Annotated in this window: 15 protein-coding genes; 9 read left to right on the top strand and 6 right to left on the bottom strand. The window is 63.3% G+C overall.

The features are described from left to right. Positions 1 to 2: 2 nt before the first annotated feature. A complete protein-coding gene (locus O7A60_RS13365; protein ID WP_337106712.1) occupies positions 3 to 974 on the bottom strand; it encodes an SDR family oxidoreductase in 972 nt (323 codons plus the stop codon). A 69-nt stretch (positions 975 to 1,043) separates the two neighbouring features. Further along, positions 1,044 to 1,628 (bottom strand): hypothetical protein, encoded by a 585-nt coding sequence (locus tag O7A60_RS13360; protein ID WP_337106711.1) that lies wholly within the window; start codon positions 1,626 to 1,628, stop codon positions 1,044 to 1,046. Between the two features lie 12 nt (positions 1,629 to 1,640). Here O7A60_RS13360 and msuE point away from each other — a divergent pair, with 12 nt between their 5' ends. After that, positions 1,641 to 2,201, top strand: a complete 561-nt coding sequence (msuE, locus tag O7A60_RS13355; RefSeq protein ID WP_337106710.1) for an FMN reductase — start codon at positions 1,641 to 1,643, stop codon at positions 2,199 to 2,201. A gap of 271 nt (positions 2,202 to 2,472) precedes the next feature. Further along, entirely contained in the window at positions 2,473 to 3,336 is an 864-nt protein-coding gene (gene fghA, locus O7A60_RS13350; RefSeq protein WP_337106709.1) for an S-formylglutathione hydrolase, read from the top strand. Between the two features lie 16 nt (positions 3,337 to 3,352). Here fghA and O7A60_RS13345 read toward each other — a convergent pair whose 3' ends face one another. Next, a complete protein-coding gene (locus O7A60_RS13345) occupies positions 3,353 to 4,636 on the bottom strand; it encodes an NAD(P)/FAD-dependent oxidoreductase (RefSeq protein WP_337106708.1) in 1,284 nt (427 codons plus the stop codon). Positions 4,637 to 4,996: 360 nt separating this feature from the next. On the opposite strand from O7A60_RS13345, the gene O7A60_RS13340 reads away from it, so the two are divergent. From O7A60_RS13340 to hutC, 4 genes are all read left to right on the top strand, one after another. Then, positions 4,997 to 5,770 carry an SDR family NAD(P)-dependent oxidoreductase gene (locus tag O7A60_RS13340; protein WP_337106707.1) on the top strand — a complete coding sequence of 258 codons (774 nt, stop codon included), beginning with the start codon at positions 4,997 to 4,999 and terminating at the stop codon, positions 5,768 to 5,770. 80 nt (positions 5,771 to 5,850) lie between these two features. Then, positions 5,851 to 7,173: a histidinol dehydrogenase gene (gene hisD / locus O7A60_RS13335; RefSeq protein ID WP_337106706.1), complete on the top strand. Its 1,323-nt coding sequence runs from the start codon at positions 5,851 to 5,853 to the stop codon at positions 7,171 to 7,173. A gap of 15 nt (positions 7,174 to 7,188) precedes the next feature. Next, positions 7,189 to 8,217, top strand: coding sequence for a zinc-dependent alcohol dehydrogenase (locus O7A60_RS13330; protein WP_337106705.1), 1,029 nt, complete (start codon positions 7,189 to 7,191; stop codon positions 8,215 to 8,217). A 1-nt stretch (position 8,218) separates the two neighbouring features. Beyond that, entirely contained in the window at positions 8,219 to 8,950 is a 732-nt protein-coding gene (gene hutC, locus O7A60_RS13325; RefSeq protein ID WP_337106704.1) for a histidine utilization repressor, read from the top strand. A 28-nt stretch (positions 8,951 to 8,978) separates the two neighbouring features. Here the strand turns inward: hutC and O7A60_RS13320 are convergent, their stop codons facing one another. Next, the gene (locus O7A60_RS13320; RefSeq protein WP_337106703.1) at positions 8,979 to 9,194 is read right to left on the bottom strand and encodes a hypothetical protein; all 216 of its coding nucleotides are present in this window, start codon (positions 9,192 to 9,194) and stop codon (positions 8,979 to 8,981) included. Between the two features lie 188 nt (positions 9,195 to 9,382). Here O7A60_RS13320 and O7A60_RS13315 point away from each other — a divergent pair, with 188 nt between their 5' ends. The 3 genes from O7A60_RS13315 to O7A60_RS13305 are packed head-to-tail and all read left to right on the top strand — an operon-like array spanning position 9,383 to position 12,075. Next, complete coding sequence (locus O7A60_RS13315; protein ID WP_337106769.1) at positions 9,383 to 10,390, top strand: ABC transporter substrate-binding protein; 1,008 nt, start codon at positions 9,383 to 9,385, stop codon at positions 10,388 to 10,390. Positions 10,391 to 10,418: 28 nt separating this feature from the next. After that, the gene (locus O7A60_RS13310; RefSeq protein WP_415926822.1) at positions 10,419 to 11,282 is read left to right on the top strand and encodes an ABC transporter permease; all 864 of its coding nucleotides are present in this window, start codon (positions 10,419 to 10,421) and stop codon (positions 11,280 to 11,282) included. 10 nt (positions 11,283 to 11,292) lie between these two features. Further along, positions 11,293 to 12,075 carry an ABC transporter ATP-binding protein gene (locus tag O7A60_RS13305; RefSeq protein ID WP_337106701.1) on the top strand — a complete coding sequence of 261 codons (783 nt, stop codon included), beginning with the start codon at positions 11,293 to 11,295 and terminating at the stop codon, positions 12,073 to 12,075. 562 nt (positions 12,076 to 12,637) lie between these two features. On the opposite strand, the gene O7A60_RS13300 is transcribed toward O7A60_RS13305, so the two are convergent. Further along, the gene (locus O7A60_RS13300) at positions 12,638 to 14,530 is read right to left on the bottom strand and encodes an ABC transporter ATP-binding protein (protein WP_337106700.1); all 1,893 of its coding nucleotides are present in this window, start codon (positions 14,528 to 14,530) and stop codon (positions 12,638 to 12,640) included. After that, positions 14,530 to 16,383 carry an ABC transporter ATP-binding protein gene (locus O7A60_RS13295; protein WP_337106699.1) on the bottom strand — a complete coding sequence of 618 codons (1,854 nt, stop codon included), beginning with the start codon at positions 16,381 to 16,383 and terminating at the stop codon, positions 14,530 to 14,532. Before O7A60_RS13295 ends, O7A60_RS13300 begins: the two co-directional genes overlap by 1 nt. Positions 16,384 to 16,424 lie beyond the last annotated feature (41 nt).

The following is a 16,424-nucleotide window of genomic DNA, read 5'->3' as shown; positions in this document are numbered from 1 at the left end:
CCTCAGTAGCCGCCGACGATCGGCAGGATCTCGCCGGTGATGTAACTCGAGCAGTGCGGGGAGGCGAGGAACACATAGGCCGGAGCCACTTCCTCCGGCTGTGCCGGCCGTTTCATCGGCGTATCCGCGCCGAATTTCGAGACGTCGTCGGCTTCCTTGTCGGACGGATTGAGCGGCGTCCACACCGGGCCAGGCGCGACCGCGTTCACCCTGATGCCCTTGGCGATGAGATTGCCCGAAAGCGCGCGCGTGAAGGCGTGGATGCCGCCCTTGGTCATCGAATAGTCGACCAGTTGCTTGGAGCCGTCTATGCCGGTAACCGAACCGGTGTTGACGATCGCCGAGCCCGGCTTCATGTGCGGCACCGCTTCCTGTGCCATATGGAAGTAGCCGTAGAGATTGGTCTTCAACGTGGTGTCGAAATGTTCTTCGGTCAGGTCGCCGAAGTCGCTGGAGTGGATCTGGAAGGCGGCATTGTTGACCAGCACGTCGATGCGGCCGAACGTTTCGACCGCTGCCGCCACGGCATCGTGGCAATCCTGCCGTTCGCTGACGTCGGCCTTTATGAGGATGCAGCGTCGACCTTCTTTTTCGACGGCGGATTTTGTCTCTTCGGCGTCCCTGTCCTCGGCCAGGTAGACGATCGCGATATCGGCGCCTTCGCGGGCGAACAATACCGCCACCGCGCGACCGATGCCGGAATCGCCGCCTGTGATGAGAGCCACCTTCTCCTCGAGTTTCCTTGATCCGAGATAATAGGGTGCATCGTAGAGCGGGGCAGGTTCGATCGCCGCTTCATACCCGGGTTTCGCCTGATGTTGCTTGGGGAAGGGCGGCTCGGGATAGGCGCGCGCGCCTGCCTGCATGGCGTGTTCAGCCTTGCCGTCGCGCTTCGATTTGTCCTTGGCACCGATGCCGCGCTGGATATGGCGTTGCTTGGCGGCTTCGCCGGCGGTCTTGGATTTCATCTCCATGGTTGTCTCCTCGGCTGAAGAAAGTTCAACGTGCGGCGGACCGAAAGGTTTGCGCGATGCCAAAGCTTGTCAGTCCTTGACATAGGCTCCGGGTTGGCGGCCCGATCTTGGAGACTTCGCGTCCTTCGAGTGTTCGGAGATCGTCGGGCCCGCGCCGGATGTCTTTTCTGTTGCCGGGCTGGGTGTCGCCTTGCCAGGCCGGCCTCCGGACTGATGTGTTTCTTCCTTTGTCTGATCCGCTGGTCGCGTGAGCCCCATTCCGCCTGCCGGCGGCTTGTTGCTCGCTGCATCGGGCGAGAAATCATCGCTCGGATCCAAGCCGGTCCTCGCCGGATATTTCCGTGCGCCGGTTTCGTATTCGGTCCTCTCGCGTGCCATGGCTGCCTCCGTGTTTGCCTGAACGGAAAACAGCCGCGGGCCGATCAGGTTCCGAACAAACGGTGATGGTCGTTTCTTTTGCCAGCGGTCGCATCGGCCCTGCGTGCGACGGCTGCAGCCCGCGCGCTCGCCAAGCCATGCTCCTTTTTCAAGGATGGCGCTCCGGAAGAAAAATGTTTTCCGATTTCGCCCCACGGCGACCGTCGATTCCTTTTGTTCTGACGTAATGTCTATAAAAACTATGGACATTCCGGCCAGCTGGTTCGAAAAGATCACAGGGCATCCATCATGACCAACCCGGCCATTGTCGGCTTCTCCGGCAATTTCACGCGGCCCTCCAAGACCCGCGGCTTCGTGGACCATATCGTGGCGGAGATCGCCGGGCGATACGGCCTTACCGCCAGCACCCATGATATCGTTGATCTCGGTCCCAGCCTTGGCAATGCCAAAGGGACGCGCGACCTGGATGTACAGGCTCGCGCCATTCTCGAGCGGATCCTGGCCGCCGATGTCCTGGTGGTCGGCTCGCCCACCTACAAGGGCAGCTATACCGGTCTGTTCAAGCATTTCTTCGATCTCGTCGACCCGGCGGCCCTCAGGGGCAAGCCGGTGCTGCTGGCGGCGACCGGCGGCGGCAACCGCCATGCGCTGATCGTCGAGCATCAGCTGCGGCCGCTGTTCGGCTTCTTCGAGGCTCTTGCGCTGCCGACGGCTCTCTACGCCTCGGAAAAGGATTTCGTCGACGGCGTGCTGGCATCCGAAGCGATCCGGGCCCGTATCGGTCTCGCGGTGGACGATGTCGGCCTGGCACTTTTCGGCCGGCAACGCGCCAGGATCGCTGCCGAGTAGCGCGCTGCGGAATATCTCCCACTCCGACCCATGAGCGCGCTGAAGCGGCCCCTGAACGCGCTTAGCGCGCGGTAGGGTGGCGACATCCAGCACGCTGCCTGTGCCACCTGACCGTCAGCGGCGTTGCCAGGGTGATGCCGATTTCGATGGCGATGGCCGACGCCCGGTCGGACCTGGCCCAATATCCAAAGCCCAATCCGTCGAGGTTGCCGTAGTCCCGGCCGATGCCGTAGACAAGCGGCGGTGAATCACATTGGCGGAGAAGAAACACATGTCGGATCGGATGAAAATCATCTCCGCTGCCAAGTCGCATGGCGGCGTCCAGGGCGTCTATTCCCACGCTTCGGATGTCTGCGCCTGCGACATGACCTTTGCCGTCTTCGTGCCGCCACAGGCCCGTGAAAGACCTTGCCCCGTCATATGGTACCTATCCGGTCTCACCTGCACCCACGCCAATGTCATGGACAAGGGGGAGTACAGGCGCATGGCGGCCGAGCTTGGCCTGATCGTAATCTGTCCCGATACCAGCCCCCGCGGCGCCGGCATTCCCGACGAGAAGGACAATTGGCAGTTCGGCAGCGGCGCCGGATTCTACGTCGATGCCACACAGGAACCCTATGCCAGTAATTATCGCATGTATTCCTATGTCGCCGAGGAATTACCAGCGCTGATCGCGCGGGAGTTTCCGGCCGACATGATGCGTCAGGCGATCTTCGGCCACTCGATGGGTGGACATGGCGCATTGACCATCGCGCTTAAGAACCCCGAACGCTTCAAGAGCTGCTCGGCCTTCGCGCCGATCGTGCAACCCAGCACCGCCGGCTGGTCGAAGCCGGCCTTCGAAAAATATCTCGGTGCGGACGAGAAATCATGGCGGGGCTATGATGCCACCTTGCTCATCGAGGAGGGCCACCGCTTCCCGGAGCTTTTCGTCGACCAAGGGACATCGGACGGATTTCTCGATGATGGACTGAGGCCCTGGCTTCTGGAAGCGGCATGCGCCAAGGCCGGCATTGCGCTGACGCTGCGCATGCAGGACGGCTACGATCACTCGTATTTCTTCATCTCGACATTCATGGACGATCATCTGAGATGGCACGCCCGAAGATTGTCCGGCGCTGAAGCCGGAGCATAGCGGCGGGCTCTTCTCATCAAAGCCCGAACCGGTCCTTCACCCGGCCCGAAAGGATCGCCGCCTTGACGCCAAGCGGCCAGAAGCGATGGAACCGGATTGGCTTGAGCGGCGATATCGGCATGGGAAACGGCGATGTCTCGTCGCCCCGCAGGCGCCGCGCCAGGGCAGCGCCCATCGCCGAGGCCATGGCAACACCGCGGCCATTGTAGCCAAGGCAGATCAGCACGCCGTCTTTCGGCTCGTGAACGTGCGGAAGATGGTCCTTGGTGATCGCGACCCGGCCGTTCCAGCCATGTGTCCACCCGGTTCCAGCAAGCGCCGGCCAGAGCCGTAGCGCATGGTCGGTGAGGTAGCGGATGGCGGAAGCATCGCCGATCGGGCTCATCGAGCCCCGACCGCCCATGAGAAGCCGGTTCTGGGCGTCGATGCGATAGTACACGGTGATGTTGCCGGTTTCGTAGACGACGGGCCTTTCGGGGAGGATTGCCGCCGCAACTGCCGGCGCAAGCGGCTCGGTCGCCGCGATGGCGCTGAACACCGGGACGAGCGACTGCTCCAGGCCCGGCCACAGGTTTCCGGTATAGCCGTTGGTCGCGATCACGACCTTCTCGGCGCTGACGGAACCGCCTGCCGTCTCGATGACCCAGCGCCCGGCCTGCCTGCTCAGCGAGAGCACCTCGCTGCCGCCGAAGATCCGCGCGCCGGCCTTCTGCGCGGCGGCTGCCAGGCCAAGCGCGTATTTCAAGGGATGGAGGTCGCCGCCGCGGGCATCGAACATGCCGGATATAGACCTGTCCGTGCCGATACGCGCCGCCATCGCCTTTGCGTCGAGCATTTCAACCGGCATTCCCCGCCGCTCGCATTGCGTTGCCGTGGCCCGCACGGAGGCCGCCGGCTTCGGCCGGATCGCCGCGCGTATGGTGCCGTTCTGCCGGGCCTCGCAATCGATCGACAGGCGCCTGATGAGACCGAAGGTGAAATCCGGCGCGCCGTAGGAGAACTCGATCATCCGCGGCCCAAGCTCCGGGCCGAACATCGCCTCGATGGTGTCCGGATCGTATTTGAGGCCGGGATTGACCTGGCCGCCATTTCTGCCCGACGCTCCCCATCCAGGCTGATGGGTCTCGATCACGCAGACGTCTTCGCCGGCTTCCGCCAGATGCAAGGCGGTGGAAAGGCCCGTGAAGCCACCGCCAACGATGGCGACCCTTGCCTGCTGCGGACCGGCAAGGGCGGGGTAATTGCCGGCGCCGCCAGCCGTTTCGCGATAGAGGCTCCTGGGCGGGCTGCTTTCCAGCATATGACGGGCTCTCACGATAGGGCGGCGGGCTTGACGGGCAACCGGCTTTCAACTGCCCGATATCCGGCACGGACGGCAGACCCAGACTTTTTTGTCGGATACGCCAGGCAATTCTGCAGGGCTTCGGAAATCACAGCTTTGGACATGTTGGTCTCCCCCATCGCCGGCCGACTATCGTCTTGGACAAACCTCGAACAATCGCCGCCCGTGGCATCTCGTATGAAAGAGCCAACTTTGTGATCGCGCGTGCGGCGGATAACGTCACCCTCAATCTCACTCGAGGCTGTTTGTACATGCTTGTATATGCAAGTCTATCTGATAGTCTCTCTGCCGCGCAACCGGAGCGGCCAAGGAGGATCAATGCGCAACGCTTCTCTTTTCGACCTTTCGGGCAGGAAGGCGCTTGTCACCGGCGCCAGCCGCGGCATTGGCCGCAGCATCGCCGAGGCGCTGAGCGCCGCCGGCGCCGACCTCGCGGTCACGGCGCGCAGCCTGGCCTCGCTCGATGAGACGGTGGCGGCCATCCGCGGGGTCGGCGGGGTCGCGCATGCCATTGCCCTTGACGTGACCAATGTCGGCCGGTGCCGTGCGGCCACCGCCGAGGCAGCCCGCCTGCTTGGCGGCCTCGACATTCTCGTCAACAATGCCGGGGTGGAAGAGGTCCGGCCCTCGCTCGACGTCGACGAGTCCCTCTGGGACCGGATCATCGATACCAATCTCAAAGGGGCGTTCTTCTGCGCCCAGGCGGCGGCGCGGCAGATGCGGGACGCCGGGCGGCCCGGCGCTATCATCAATCTCTGCTCGCTGACTTCAGAAGTCGGCATTCCAACGGCGGTGCCATATGGTTCGTCGAAATCGGGCCTGCTCGGCATGACACGGGCGCTGGCAGTGGAATGGGCGGAACTTGGCATCAGGGTCAACGCCATCGCCCCGGGCTATTTCAGGACGGCGATGACGGAAATGTTCTACAGCAACGAGGCGTGGCGGGAATCCATGCTCGCCAAGATTCCGCAGCATCGTTTCGGCGATCTGCGCGATCTGCACGGCATCGCCGTGTTCCTTGCCTCGGATGCCGCAGCCTACATAACCGGCCAGTCCATTCCGGTGGATGGCGGTTTCCTCGCATCGATCTGAGGCGGCTCGCCCAGGCTCGAAAACAGAGTCTTCCGCAATGTGACCGGCCGGCACATTGCGTTCCAACAGGAGGGAATACCATGCCTGACGTCAGCTTCCACGATCTGTCATCCCTCGATGCCACCCGGCGGGCCGGTCTGCTGAAACGCGCCGAGAGCGATCTGTCGGTCTTCGTCGAAAAGGTCCGCCCGATTATCCAGGCGGTCAGGGACGAGGGCGACGCCGCCCTGATCCGCTTCGCCAGGGACTTGGACAAGGCCAATGTGGCCGAAGGCGAACTGAAAGTGTCGGAAGCGGAATTCGATGCGGCCTTCGACAAGGTCGAGAAGGATGTCGTGGAGAGCATCGGGTTCGGCATCGAAAACATCCGGCATTTTCATGAAGAGCAGAAGCCGGAAACCATGTGGCTCAAGGAAGTCCGGCCGGGCGCCTATGCCGGCGACAGATATACGCCGATCGCATCGGTCGCGCTCTACGTGCCGCGCGGAAAGGGCGCCTTTCCGTCGGTGACGATGATGACGTCGGTTCCGGCCGTCATTGCCGGCGTGCCGCAGATCGCCATTGTGACGCCGCCAACCTCGGATGGTTCCGTGGACGCGGCCACGCTGGTCGCCGCTCGCCTCGCTGGCGTCGAGACCGTGTACAAATGCGGCGGCGCGCAAGCCGTCGCCGCGGTCGCCTACGGCACCGAGACGGTGAAGCCGGCGCTCAAGATCGTCGGCCCGGGCAGCCCATGGGTGGTGGCGGCCAAGAGCGTGCTGTCCTCGATCATCAACACGGGTCTGCCGGCCGGGCCGTCGGAGGCCATTATCTTTGCCGACGACAGCGTCGACGGAGGCCTTGCCGCGCTCGATCTGCTGATCGAGGCCGAGCACGGGCCGGATTCCTCGGCCTATCTGGTGACGCACAGCCGCAAGGTTGCCGAGGCAGCACTTGCTGCACTTCCCGACCACTGGTCGCGCATGACCGAGCAGCGTGTGGATTTCTCGCGCGCGGTGCTGACAGGAGAGCGCGGCGGCGTCGTGCTGACCGCGTCGCTGGAAGACTCTTACCGCTTCATCAACGACTATGCGCCCGAACATCTCGAGATACTCTCGAAGGAGCCGTTCGCGCATCTCGGCCACATCACCGAAGCGGCCGAAATCCTGATGGGTCCGCACACGCCGGTCACCCTCGCCAATTTTGTCCTCGGGCCGAATGCCGTGCTGCCGACCAGCCGCTGGGCGCGGACCTATGGGCCGCTTTCGGTGACGGATTTCGTCAAGCGTTCGTCGGTCGGCTATGTCACCTCGGCCGCCTATCCGGAACTGGCGCTGCATGCCCGCAGGCTCGCCCGCTACGAGGGGTTCAGTTCGCACGAAAACGCGGTTTCGGAAATCCGCGACCGCTATCTCGCCGGCTGAGCGGAGACGATCGCGATGAAGGCGGCACGACGTTATGGACCGGGCGATCTGCGCGTCGAGGACGTCGCCGCGCCAGGCATTCCGGATGCCGGCTGGGTGAAGCTCACGGTCGATGCCGCAGGCATCTGCGGTTCGGACCTGCACAATTTCCGCACCGGCCAATGGATCAGCCGGTCGCCTTCGACAGCTGGCCATGAGCTGACCGGCACGGTGATCGCGCTGGGCGAGGGCGTCGACACAATCGCTGCCGGCGACAGAGTGGTTGCCGATTCCCGTTTCTGGTGCGGGGATTGCGCGCAATGCCGCGCCGGCACGCGGCATCTCTGCACTTCGCTGGGCTTCGTCGGCGAAATCTGCGATGGCGGTTTTGCCGAACAGGCGGTGTTGCCTGCACGTCTGCTGCACGTGATTGACGCCGGTCTTGACGAACGGGTCGCTGCCATGGCCGAGCCGCTCGCGGTCGCGCTGCACGCGGTGCGGCGGCTACCGAAGACTGTGGGCGCGGTGCTTGTCGTCGGTTGCGGCCCGATCGGGGGTCTCGCCGCGCTGCTGCTGTCCCGAACCTTCGCTGGCACCGTGCTTGTCGCCGACCGCAACCGGGACCGCTGCGCCCGGGTGGCGCGGGTGACCGGCGCCACCATCGTCGATCTCGCCCGCGATGCCATTGTAGCCGCGACCGCCAATGCCCCGCTGCTGGCGGCTGTCGAGGCGACGGGCAGCATCGCCGCCTTCAACCAGTTGCTCGGCGTTCTCGATCCCGGCGGCGCGGTGGCGATGGTCGGCATCTTCCATGGCCGGCTCGACATCGACCCCAATGTTCTGGTCGAGCGCGAGATCGCATTGCTTGGATGCCATGCCTTCGCCGACGAATTGCCAGAGGCCGTGCGGATGCTGGGCGAACTGAGTGAACCGCTGCTGGCCCTGGTCGACCGTGAGATCGGCCTGGACGACATTCCAGCCGCCTATGAGCGGCTGCTGGCCGGGAAGAGCGATGGGCTGAAGACAATCATCCGCGTGCGGCAACCTGCCGGAAAGGATTTTTGAAATGATCGATTTGCCCGATACGGCGAGCCCCCTTTACGAGAAGGTGAAGGATTACATCCTGATCAACATCGGAACGGGCAAATGGGGCAAGGATCGCAAGCTGCCGTCCGAGAACGAGCTGGTGGTTTCGCTGGGTGTGTCGCGGATGACGGTTCACCGGGCCCTGCGGGAACTGACCGCCGCGGGATTCCTGATCCGGCTGCAAGGTGTCGGCACGTTCATCGCGCCACCCCGGCCACAATCGACGCTGATCGAGATCAACAACATCGCCGCCGAGATCGTCGAGCGCGGCAACAGGCATCGCTCCGAAGTTCTCGTCCTCGAAACCATCGTGCCCACGAAGGAACTCGCGCTGTCGTTCGAGTTTGCCAAGCGCACCTCGGTCTATCACTCCGTCGTCGTCAATTTCGAGAACGACCTGCCGGTGCAACTGGAGGAGCGTTTCGTCAATCCGGGCCTGATCCCCGATTATGACAAGCAAGACTTCACCAGGACGGCGACCTACGACTACCTCATGCAGAAGACCCCGGTGACCGAGGTCGAGCATATCATCTCCGCCATCCCGGCCGACAAGGAGACGGCGCAGCATCTCGGCATCGATGTCGGCAGTTGCTGCCTTCTCCTGCATCGCCGGACATGGACGGGGGCGGTCGTGGCCACGATAAGCAAGCTGACCTATGCCGGCAGCCGCTACTCGCTCGGCAGCCGCTACTCGCCTTCCAGGGCAAGCTGAAGCCAACGAGCCAATGCAAGCCGAGATTTCACGGCGACAGGAAAAGTCCTGATCGCAGCATTGCTCGCCAATCCACCGGCAGCATGCCGCGACGCTCGAGTTCCAACAGCAAGGAATGGTCGGCGGCGCGCCCGATGGCGGAACCGACCGGATGACCGGTTTTCTCGATCGGATCGATCCTGAAAAAGCGTGAGCACTCGGGCGGGAGATTCGCCGGTTCAAACGTAAAATTGGACTCCACCAACTTGTATATGCATGTATGTATTTCAGCCTTGACATCCGCTGCCGCTGACGCTGAGATATGTCGGCACTTCAACCATGAAGTGGCGGGCAAGACGCCGAGGCACAGTGCCGCAAGAGCAGAACCCCGCAGTCTCACCAGACCGGATGCCTGGGTAAAAGCGGTCTGATCATCAAGGGGAACGAAAGATGATGCTCAACCTAGCAGGACAATTTCGCGCATTGGTGATGGCCGTTGCCGTCGGGCTCACCGCCGCCCCGGTGGCCCATGCGGCCGATGCGGCCATTCCCACGACGCCCGAGGCCGGATCGTTCAAGATCGGCATCGAGCCCTGGCTTGGATATGGCCAGTGGCACGTCGCCGAGGCCAAGGGCCTGTTCAAGACGAACGGCCTGTCGGACGTCCAGATCGTCAATTTCGCCGAGGACAAGGATATCAACGCGGCACTCGCCAGCGGCCAGCTCGACGCCGCCAACATCGCCACCCACACGGCGATGGGCATGGTTGCGGCCGGCCTGCCGGTGAAGATCGTGCTGCTGCTCGATGTCTCCATGACGGCCGACGCCATCGTCGCCGGCAAGGACGTCACCTCCATCGCCGATCTCAAGGGCAAGCAGGTCGCTTTCGAGGAAGGTACGACGAGCGACATCCTGCTCAAATACGCGCTCGCCAGGAACGGCATGTCGGTAGCCGATATCCAGCCGGTTCCAATGCCTGCAGCCGACGCTGGCAGTGCTTTGATCGCGGGCCAGGTGCCGGTCGCGGTCACCTACGAGCCGTATCTCACTGTCGCCATGGCACAGAACAAGGACGTCAAGCTGTTGTTCACCGCCGGCGAGGATCCCGGCCTGATCAGCGACGTGCTGGTGGTGCGCGACGAGGTGATCAAGTCGCGGCCCGGCCAGGTGCTGGCGATGATCAAGAGCTGGGACGCCGCACTCAAGGACTATAAGGCCGATACATCAGGCGGTCGCGCCATCATCGCCAAAGCCGTCGGTTCCGACGTCAAGGACCTCAACACCGCCTTCGACGGCGTGCGCTACTACTCCCTGTCCGAAAACAAGACGGCGCTCACCGGCGATTTTACCACCAAGACATTCGCCGATGTCGAAGCGGCGGCCAAGAACGCCAAACTGCTTCAGGCCGATGTAACGCCGGAGCAGATGATCGACCCGTCCTTCGTCAAGGCGGCGCAATGACGAGATCCGGATCGCGGTGGTAACGCAGATGTCCGGGGAGCCTCCCGCGAAAACCGGTTTGGCCCGCCCGACGCCGGCGCCCGCCGCAAAACCGGCGAGGCGTCGCCGATCCTCCGGGATCGGCGTGCCCATCGCCAGGTCGCGTTTCCTGGCGATAGCGGTGGCTGTCTTTGTCGGTCTTGGTCTCGCCTGGTGGGCGGCGACCGGGCTGGAATGGGTGAAACCCATCTTCCTGCCGTCGCCAGGCAGCGTCGCGACCCAGATCACCAAGCTCGCGGCCGACGGCACCTTGTGGCTGGACCTCAGGGCCTCGATGTACCGCATTTCCATCGGCTTTCTCTTCGCCTCGGCATTGTCCATACCGATCGGGGTGCTGATCGGCAGTTTCCGCTCCTGGGAGGCGGCCATCGAGCCGCTGGTGGATTTCATCCGCTATATGCCGGTTGTCGCCTTCGTGCCGCTCTCCATCCTGTGGGCCGGTACCGGAGACACCCAGAAATTCCTGATTATCTTCATCGGCACCTTCTTCCAGCAAGTGCTGATGGTCATGGACAATGTGAAACGGGTTCCTACCGACTTCATCGGCCTTGGCCGCACGCTCGGTCTGCCGGACCGCAAGATCCTGACGCGCATCGTCGTACCCAGTGCCTTGCCGGGCATCTGGGACACGCTGCGCATCAGCCTTGGCTGGGCATGGACCTGGCTGGTGCTGGCCGAGCTCGTCGCGGCGACATCCGGCCTGGGCTATCGCATCACCGTGTCGCAGCGCTATTTCCAGACAAACACCATCATCGGCTACATCCTGCTGCTGGGCGTGCTCGGCCTCATTACCGACCAGGTCATGAAGGCCTTGGAGAAGGTACTGTTCCGGCAGGAGGGCCACCCGCAATGAGGAACCGCCGATGACAGTTCCCAAATTGCGCATCGCCGGTCTCGACAAGAGCTTCGGCACCGGAGAGCGGCGTACGCAAGTGCTGCGGGACATCAATCTCGACCTTGCCGACAATGAGTTCGTCTCCCTCGTCGGCACGTCGGGCTGCGGCAAGAGCACGTTGCTGTCGATCGTCGCCGGACTGCAGGATTTTGACGCCGGCGACCTCAGCATCGATGGCGCACCGATCTTGCAACCGGGTCTCGACCGTGGTGTCGTGTTCCAGTCTTACACGCTGCTTCCCTGGCTGACGGCGCGGCAGAACATCGAGTTTGCCCTCAAGGCCGCCGGCTATGACCGATCCTCGTGCCGCGAGATCGCGCTCGAGCATCTCGACCTCGTCAAACTGTCGCAAAGTGCTGATCGTTTCCCGTCCGAACTGTCGGGCGGCATGAAGCAGCGCGTCGCCATCGCGCGCGCGCTCTCCTATCGCCCCAAGATGCTGCTGATGGATGAGCCCTTCGGTGCGCTCGATGCCTTGACGCGGCATCAAATGCAGGAACTGCTGACCCAGATCTGGGAAGAGCATCGGCTCACAGTGCTGTTCGTCACGCATGACGTCGAGGAGGCAGTCTACCTCTCGGATCGCATCGCAGTCATGGGGATCGGCCCGGGACGCATCATGCAGACCTTCAACGTCGACATCGAGCGCCCGCGCCGGGAAGAGGTGATGGAAACTCCGGCCTTCATGGATTTGCAGCGCGGCGTGCACAAGGCGATCCGCGAGGCGTCAAGACGTCCCGAAATGGCGTGATACCAGCAAACTTCGTTGGCCACCGACGGTCAGGAATCAGGGGCCGTGGGGACTGCATATGTCGAGCGTCCATGCGATGGTGCCGCAAAAGTCGCCGGCATACCCACGGTAACTGCCGTAACCATTGTAATAGCTGTCCATCCAGTTGCTGTTATCGGTCGAATTCCCGCCGGTCCAACCGCTACCGACCCAACCGTAACGGTGTCCGTGTCTGCGGTTCGCGGCGTGCGTGTGGCCATTATGGGCGGTGGTGACGCGGACATAGTGATGCCTGGTGACTGCGGCATCGGCGACAGTGGCAAACGGGACAGCGCTCGTGGCCAACGTCAACACGATGGAACAGAGGAATACGCTTGGCTTTCTCATAAGCATGTCTCCTTTTCATTCGAGACATATGGAAAAGAACGCGCGCCTCCCCGCACACGTTCCTTCACGAAATCGGGCCTTCACGATCCCGAGGACGGCGTGCGGGTCAGCGGCCACATCAGGGGATCTCGCAAATAGGTCTTCTCGGCAAGGGGTATGGAAGCAATCCGTCCGTTCGCACCCCGCCAGCACGAGCTTACGTTGCTTTGCCGGCCGCCGCGTCCATTCCCATCTCTTCCTCGGAAATGTCGTCGAAGGAAGCGTAGTTCATATTGTAGAGGCGGGCATAGAGGCCTTTCCTCTTCATCAGCTGCTCATGATTGCCGCTTTCGACGATCTCGCCGTTCTGCAGCACGATGATGCGGTCGGCGCCGCGGATGGTGGCCAGGCGATGCGCGATGACCAGCCCGGTGCGGCCCTCCAGCAGTTTGATCAGCGCCTTTTGGATCAGCATCTCGGTGTAGGAATCGATGCTGGCCGTGGCCTCGTCGAGGACGAGGATCTTGGCGTCGGCCACCAGCGCCCGCGCGAAGCTGATCAGTTGGCGCTGGCCGAGCGAGAGGTTGCCGCCGCGCTGTTCGAGCTCGGTGTCGTAGCCGTCAGGCAATTGCTCGATGAAGTCGTGCGCGCCGACGGCCTGGGCGGCGCGCACCACCTCTTCACGGCTGGCACCGGTCTTGTGATAACGGATATTCTCCAGCACGGTGCCGGAGAACAGGAACGGCTCCTGCAGGACCATGGCCACCTGGTCGCCGAGCGAGTCCTGCGTCAGGTCGCGCACATCATGGCCGCCGACCAGGACCTCGCCCGACCAGACATCGTAGAAGCGGTGCACAAGCGCCATCGAGCTCGACTTGCCCGACCCGGTGGGCCCGACAAGCGCGACCGTTTCGCCGGGATTGACCCGAAAAGAGATGTTCTTCAGCACCGGCTGGTTCGGCCGGTAGCCGAAAGTGACATTCCGGAACTCGACCGAACCGTCCATGTCGCGCGACAATGCCACCGCATTTTCCTTGTCGCTGACATCCACCGGCACGTCGAGCACTTCGGAGATGCGCTGGCCCGAAGCCATGGCGCGCTGCATGACGCTGTATTGCATGGTCAGCGAGCGGATCGGGTCGAAGAAGCGCTGGATGTAGAACAGGAACGCCACCATCACGCCGATGTCGAGACTGTGCGACAGCACCATCGACCCGCCGACGACGATCACGGTCGCCATGGCGATGCCGGTCAGCGTATCGACGATGGGCACCATCACCTGCGCGTATCTCGCCGATCGCAGATGCGCGTTGAGATTGGCCAGCACCTTCTCGTCGTAGAGGTCGAAATTGACGTGCTGGCGCTCCAGGCTCTGCACGGTGCGCACGCCATGGATGCCTTCCGCAAGCGCGCCGTTGGCGATGGAGTTGGTCTCGTGGGCGGCCATGAAGGCGACCTTGGCGCGCGGCAGCCAGAAAAGGCGCACGATGAACAGCATCGGCATGGTCGACAGCGTCAGCAGGCCGAGCCGGAAGTCGAGCCACAGCAGGACGGTGACGATGCCGAACAACAGCACGATGTCGCCCACCGACATCACGGAGGTCTCGAGGAATTCCTGCATCGAATTGACGTCGCCCTGCAGGCGCGACATCAGCCGGCCGACCTCGGTCCTGTCCATGAAGCCGAGAGAGACCCGCTGCAGATGGCTGAACATGGCACGACGCAGGTCGGATAGCACGTTCTCGGCCACCTTGCCGACGACGCTCTCCTGGACATGGCTGGCGGCGTAGTTGATGAGGATGATGACGGCAAAAGCCACGATCGCGGAGATCATCACCGATCGGTCGAGCTTGCCTGGCGCCATGCCGTGATCGATGGCGTAGCGGATGACCAGCGGGATCGCCAGCTGCGTCAGCGTGAACACCAGCACCGCGGCGACCGAGATAAAGATCCGGCCCTGATATGGTCTGACAAAGCTCCAGATGCGCCTGACGATGCGCGGATCGTAGGCCTTGCCGAAGACCTCTTCCTCATCGCGGTGCGAGCCGACGACCGCCTTGGTCGGGCGCCGGCTTGTGTCTTCCTTCTCGTCGTCGTCCTGCGTCGACATCAGGCGGCTCCCTCGAGCCGATCTTCGTCCGGCCGCAGCTGCAGGTCGTAAAGCGCGCGGTAGCGTCCGCCGAGCGCCAGCAATTCCTCATGCGTGCCGCGTTCCACGATCCGGCCGCCCTCGACGAACAGGATCTGGTCGGCATGCATCAGCGAACTCAGCCGATGCGAAATGATGAGCGTCACGCGATCCCTGGCGAAGCGCTTCATCGCCGCCCGGATCCGCTGCTCGGTGCCAGCGTCGACGGCGGCCGTGGAATCGTCGAAGACCAGCACCGATGGCCGCAGCATCAGGCTGCGCGCGATGGTCAGGCGCTGCCTCTGACCGCCGGAAAGCGACGCCCCACGTTCCCCGACGACCGTGGTGTAGCCGGCCGGAAGGCCGATAATGTAATTGTGCAACTGGGCATACTCGGCGGCTTGCCCGATGCGGGTCTCGCGCGCCCAGGGATTGCCATAGGCGATGTTGTTCTCGATCGAGGTGGTGAACAGGAACGCGTCCTGCTGCACGACGCCGACTGCCTTGCGCAGCGATTGCAGCGTGACTTTGCGGATGTCCTGCCCGTCAATGGTGATCGCGCCCGAGGTCACGTCGTAGAAGCGCGGGATCAGATGCGCGATGGTCGACTTGCCGCTGCCCGGCGGGCCGACGATGCCGACGGTCTCGCCGGGCCTGGCTTCGAAGGAAACGCCGGAAAGCGTCGGACGTTCGCCGGCGCCCTCATAGCGGAAGCCGACATTGTCGAAGCGCAGCACGCCGTCGGTGATGACCAGATCTTTGGCATCGGGCGCGTCCTCGATGTCGAGCTCCGCATCGAGCAGTTCGAACAGCCGCGTGCCGCAGGTCGAGGCGCGCGCGAAGGAGTTGACCATCAGGCCGAGCTGGCGCACCGGCATCTGCAATATGGTCATGAAGGTGAGGAACTGGGCCAGCGTGCCGACGCTGATCTGGCCCGCGATCACCTTCTGGCCGCCGAACCACAGTACCAGGCCCATGGCGGCCAGGAACGAAAAGTTCATGGCGCTGGTGTTGGAGACGCGGATGTCGACGCGCTCATTGGCGAGCTCCAGAGCATCCTGCTTGGCGCGGTCGAACTTTGCCAGCTCATGCCGCTGAGCCGCGAAGGCGCGCACGACACGGATGCCGCCGAGATTCTCGTCCATCACTCGGCTCAGCACCGACAGCCGCTCCTGCAGCGTCAGCCAGGTGCTGCGCAGCCGGAGCTGCGTCACCGAGGAGCGCCAGGCGACGAATGGTACAAAGCTGAGGCTCAACAATCCGAGCACGAGATCGGTGCTGATCAACAAATAGGCGCCGACGCCGATCAGCACGCCAAGCAGCACCACGCGCAGGATGCCGGTGGAAAAGAACATGCGCACGCCGTCGAGATCGAGCAGCCCGAGCGTGATGAGGTCGCCGGTATGGACCTTGTCGTGGAAGGAAAAGCTCAGCCGCTGGATCTTCTCGTAGAAGGCGAGCCGCAGCTCATAGCCGGTCTGATGGCCGACGGCCTCGCCATAGTAGTTCTGCGCCATGGTGAAGAGGCCGCGCAGGATGCTCACGACCAGCAGCGTCAGCGCGGTATTCCACAGCGCCTGCTCGGCCGCGATGCCGGCACCCGCGGCCATCACCCCTTGCGCCTGGTCGATGGCGCGGCCCAAGAGGCGCGGAATGAAGAGTTGCAGCGTCGCTGCGACAAAGGTCGAGATGAGGGTGATGGCAACCTGCCAGGGATGGCGTAGCGTCATGCGCACAATGCGCAGCAACGTGCTGAGGCCCTTGCCCCAGGAGGCTTCCGCCACATGGGCAAATGATTTGCCACGCTTGGCCGCGCTGGTTGCATCCGTGTGCAAGGAAATACCCAGACCGATCCGGACATTAGCCCGAACGAATG

Origin of the sequence: Mesorhizobium salmacidum (SeqCode) (genome assembly GCF_037179605.1) — a bacterium.
GTDB classification, from domain to species: Bacteria; Pseudomonadota; Alphaproteobacteria; order Rhizobiales; family Rhizobiaceae; genus Mesorhizobium; species Mesorhizobium salmacidum.
The sequence above is the reverse complement of the archived record's forward strand: the minus strand, read 5'-3'. Positions and strand labels throughout refer to the sequence as shown.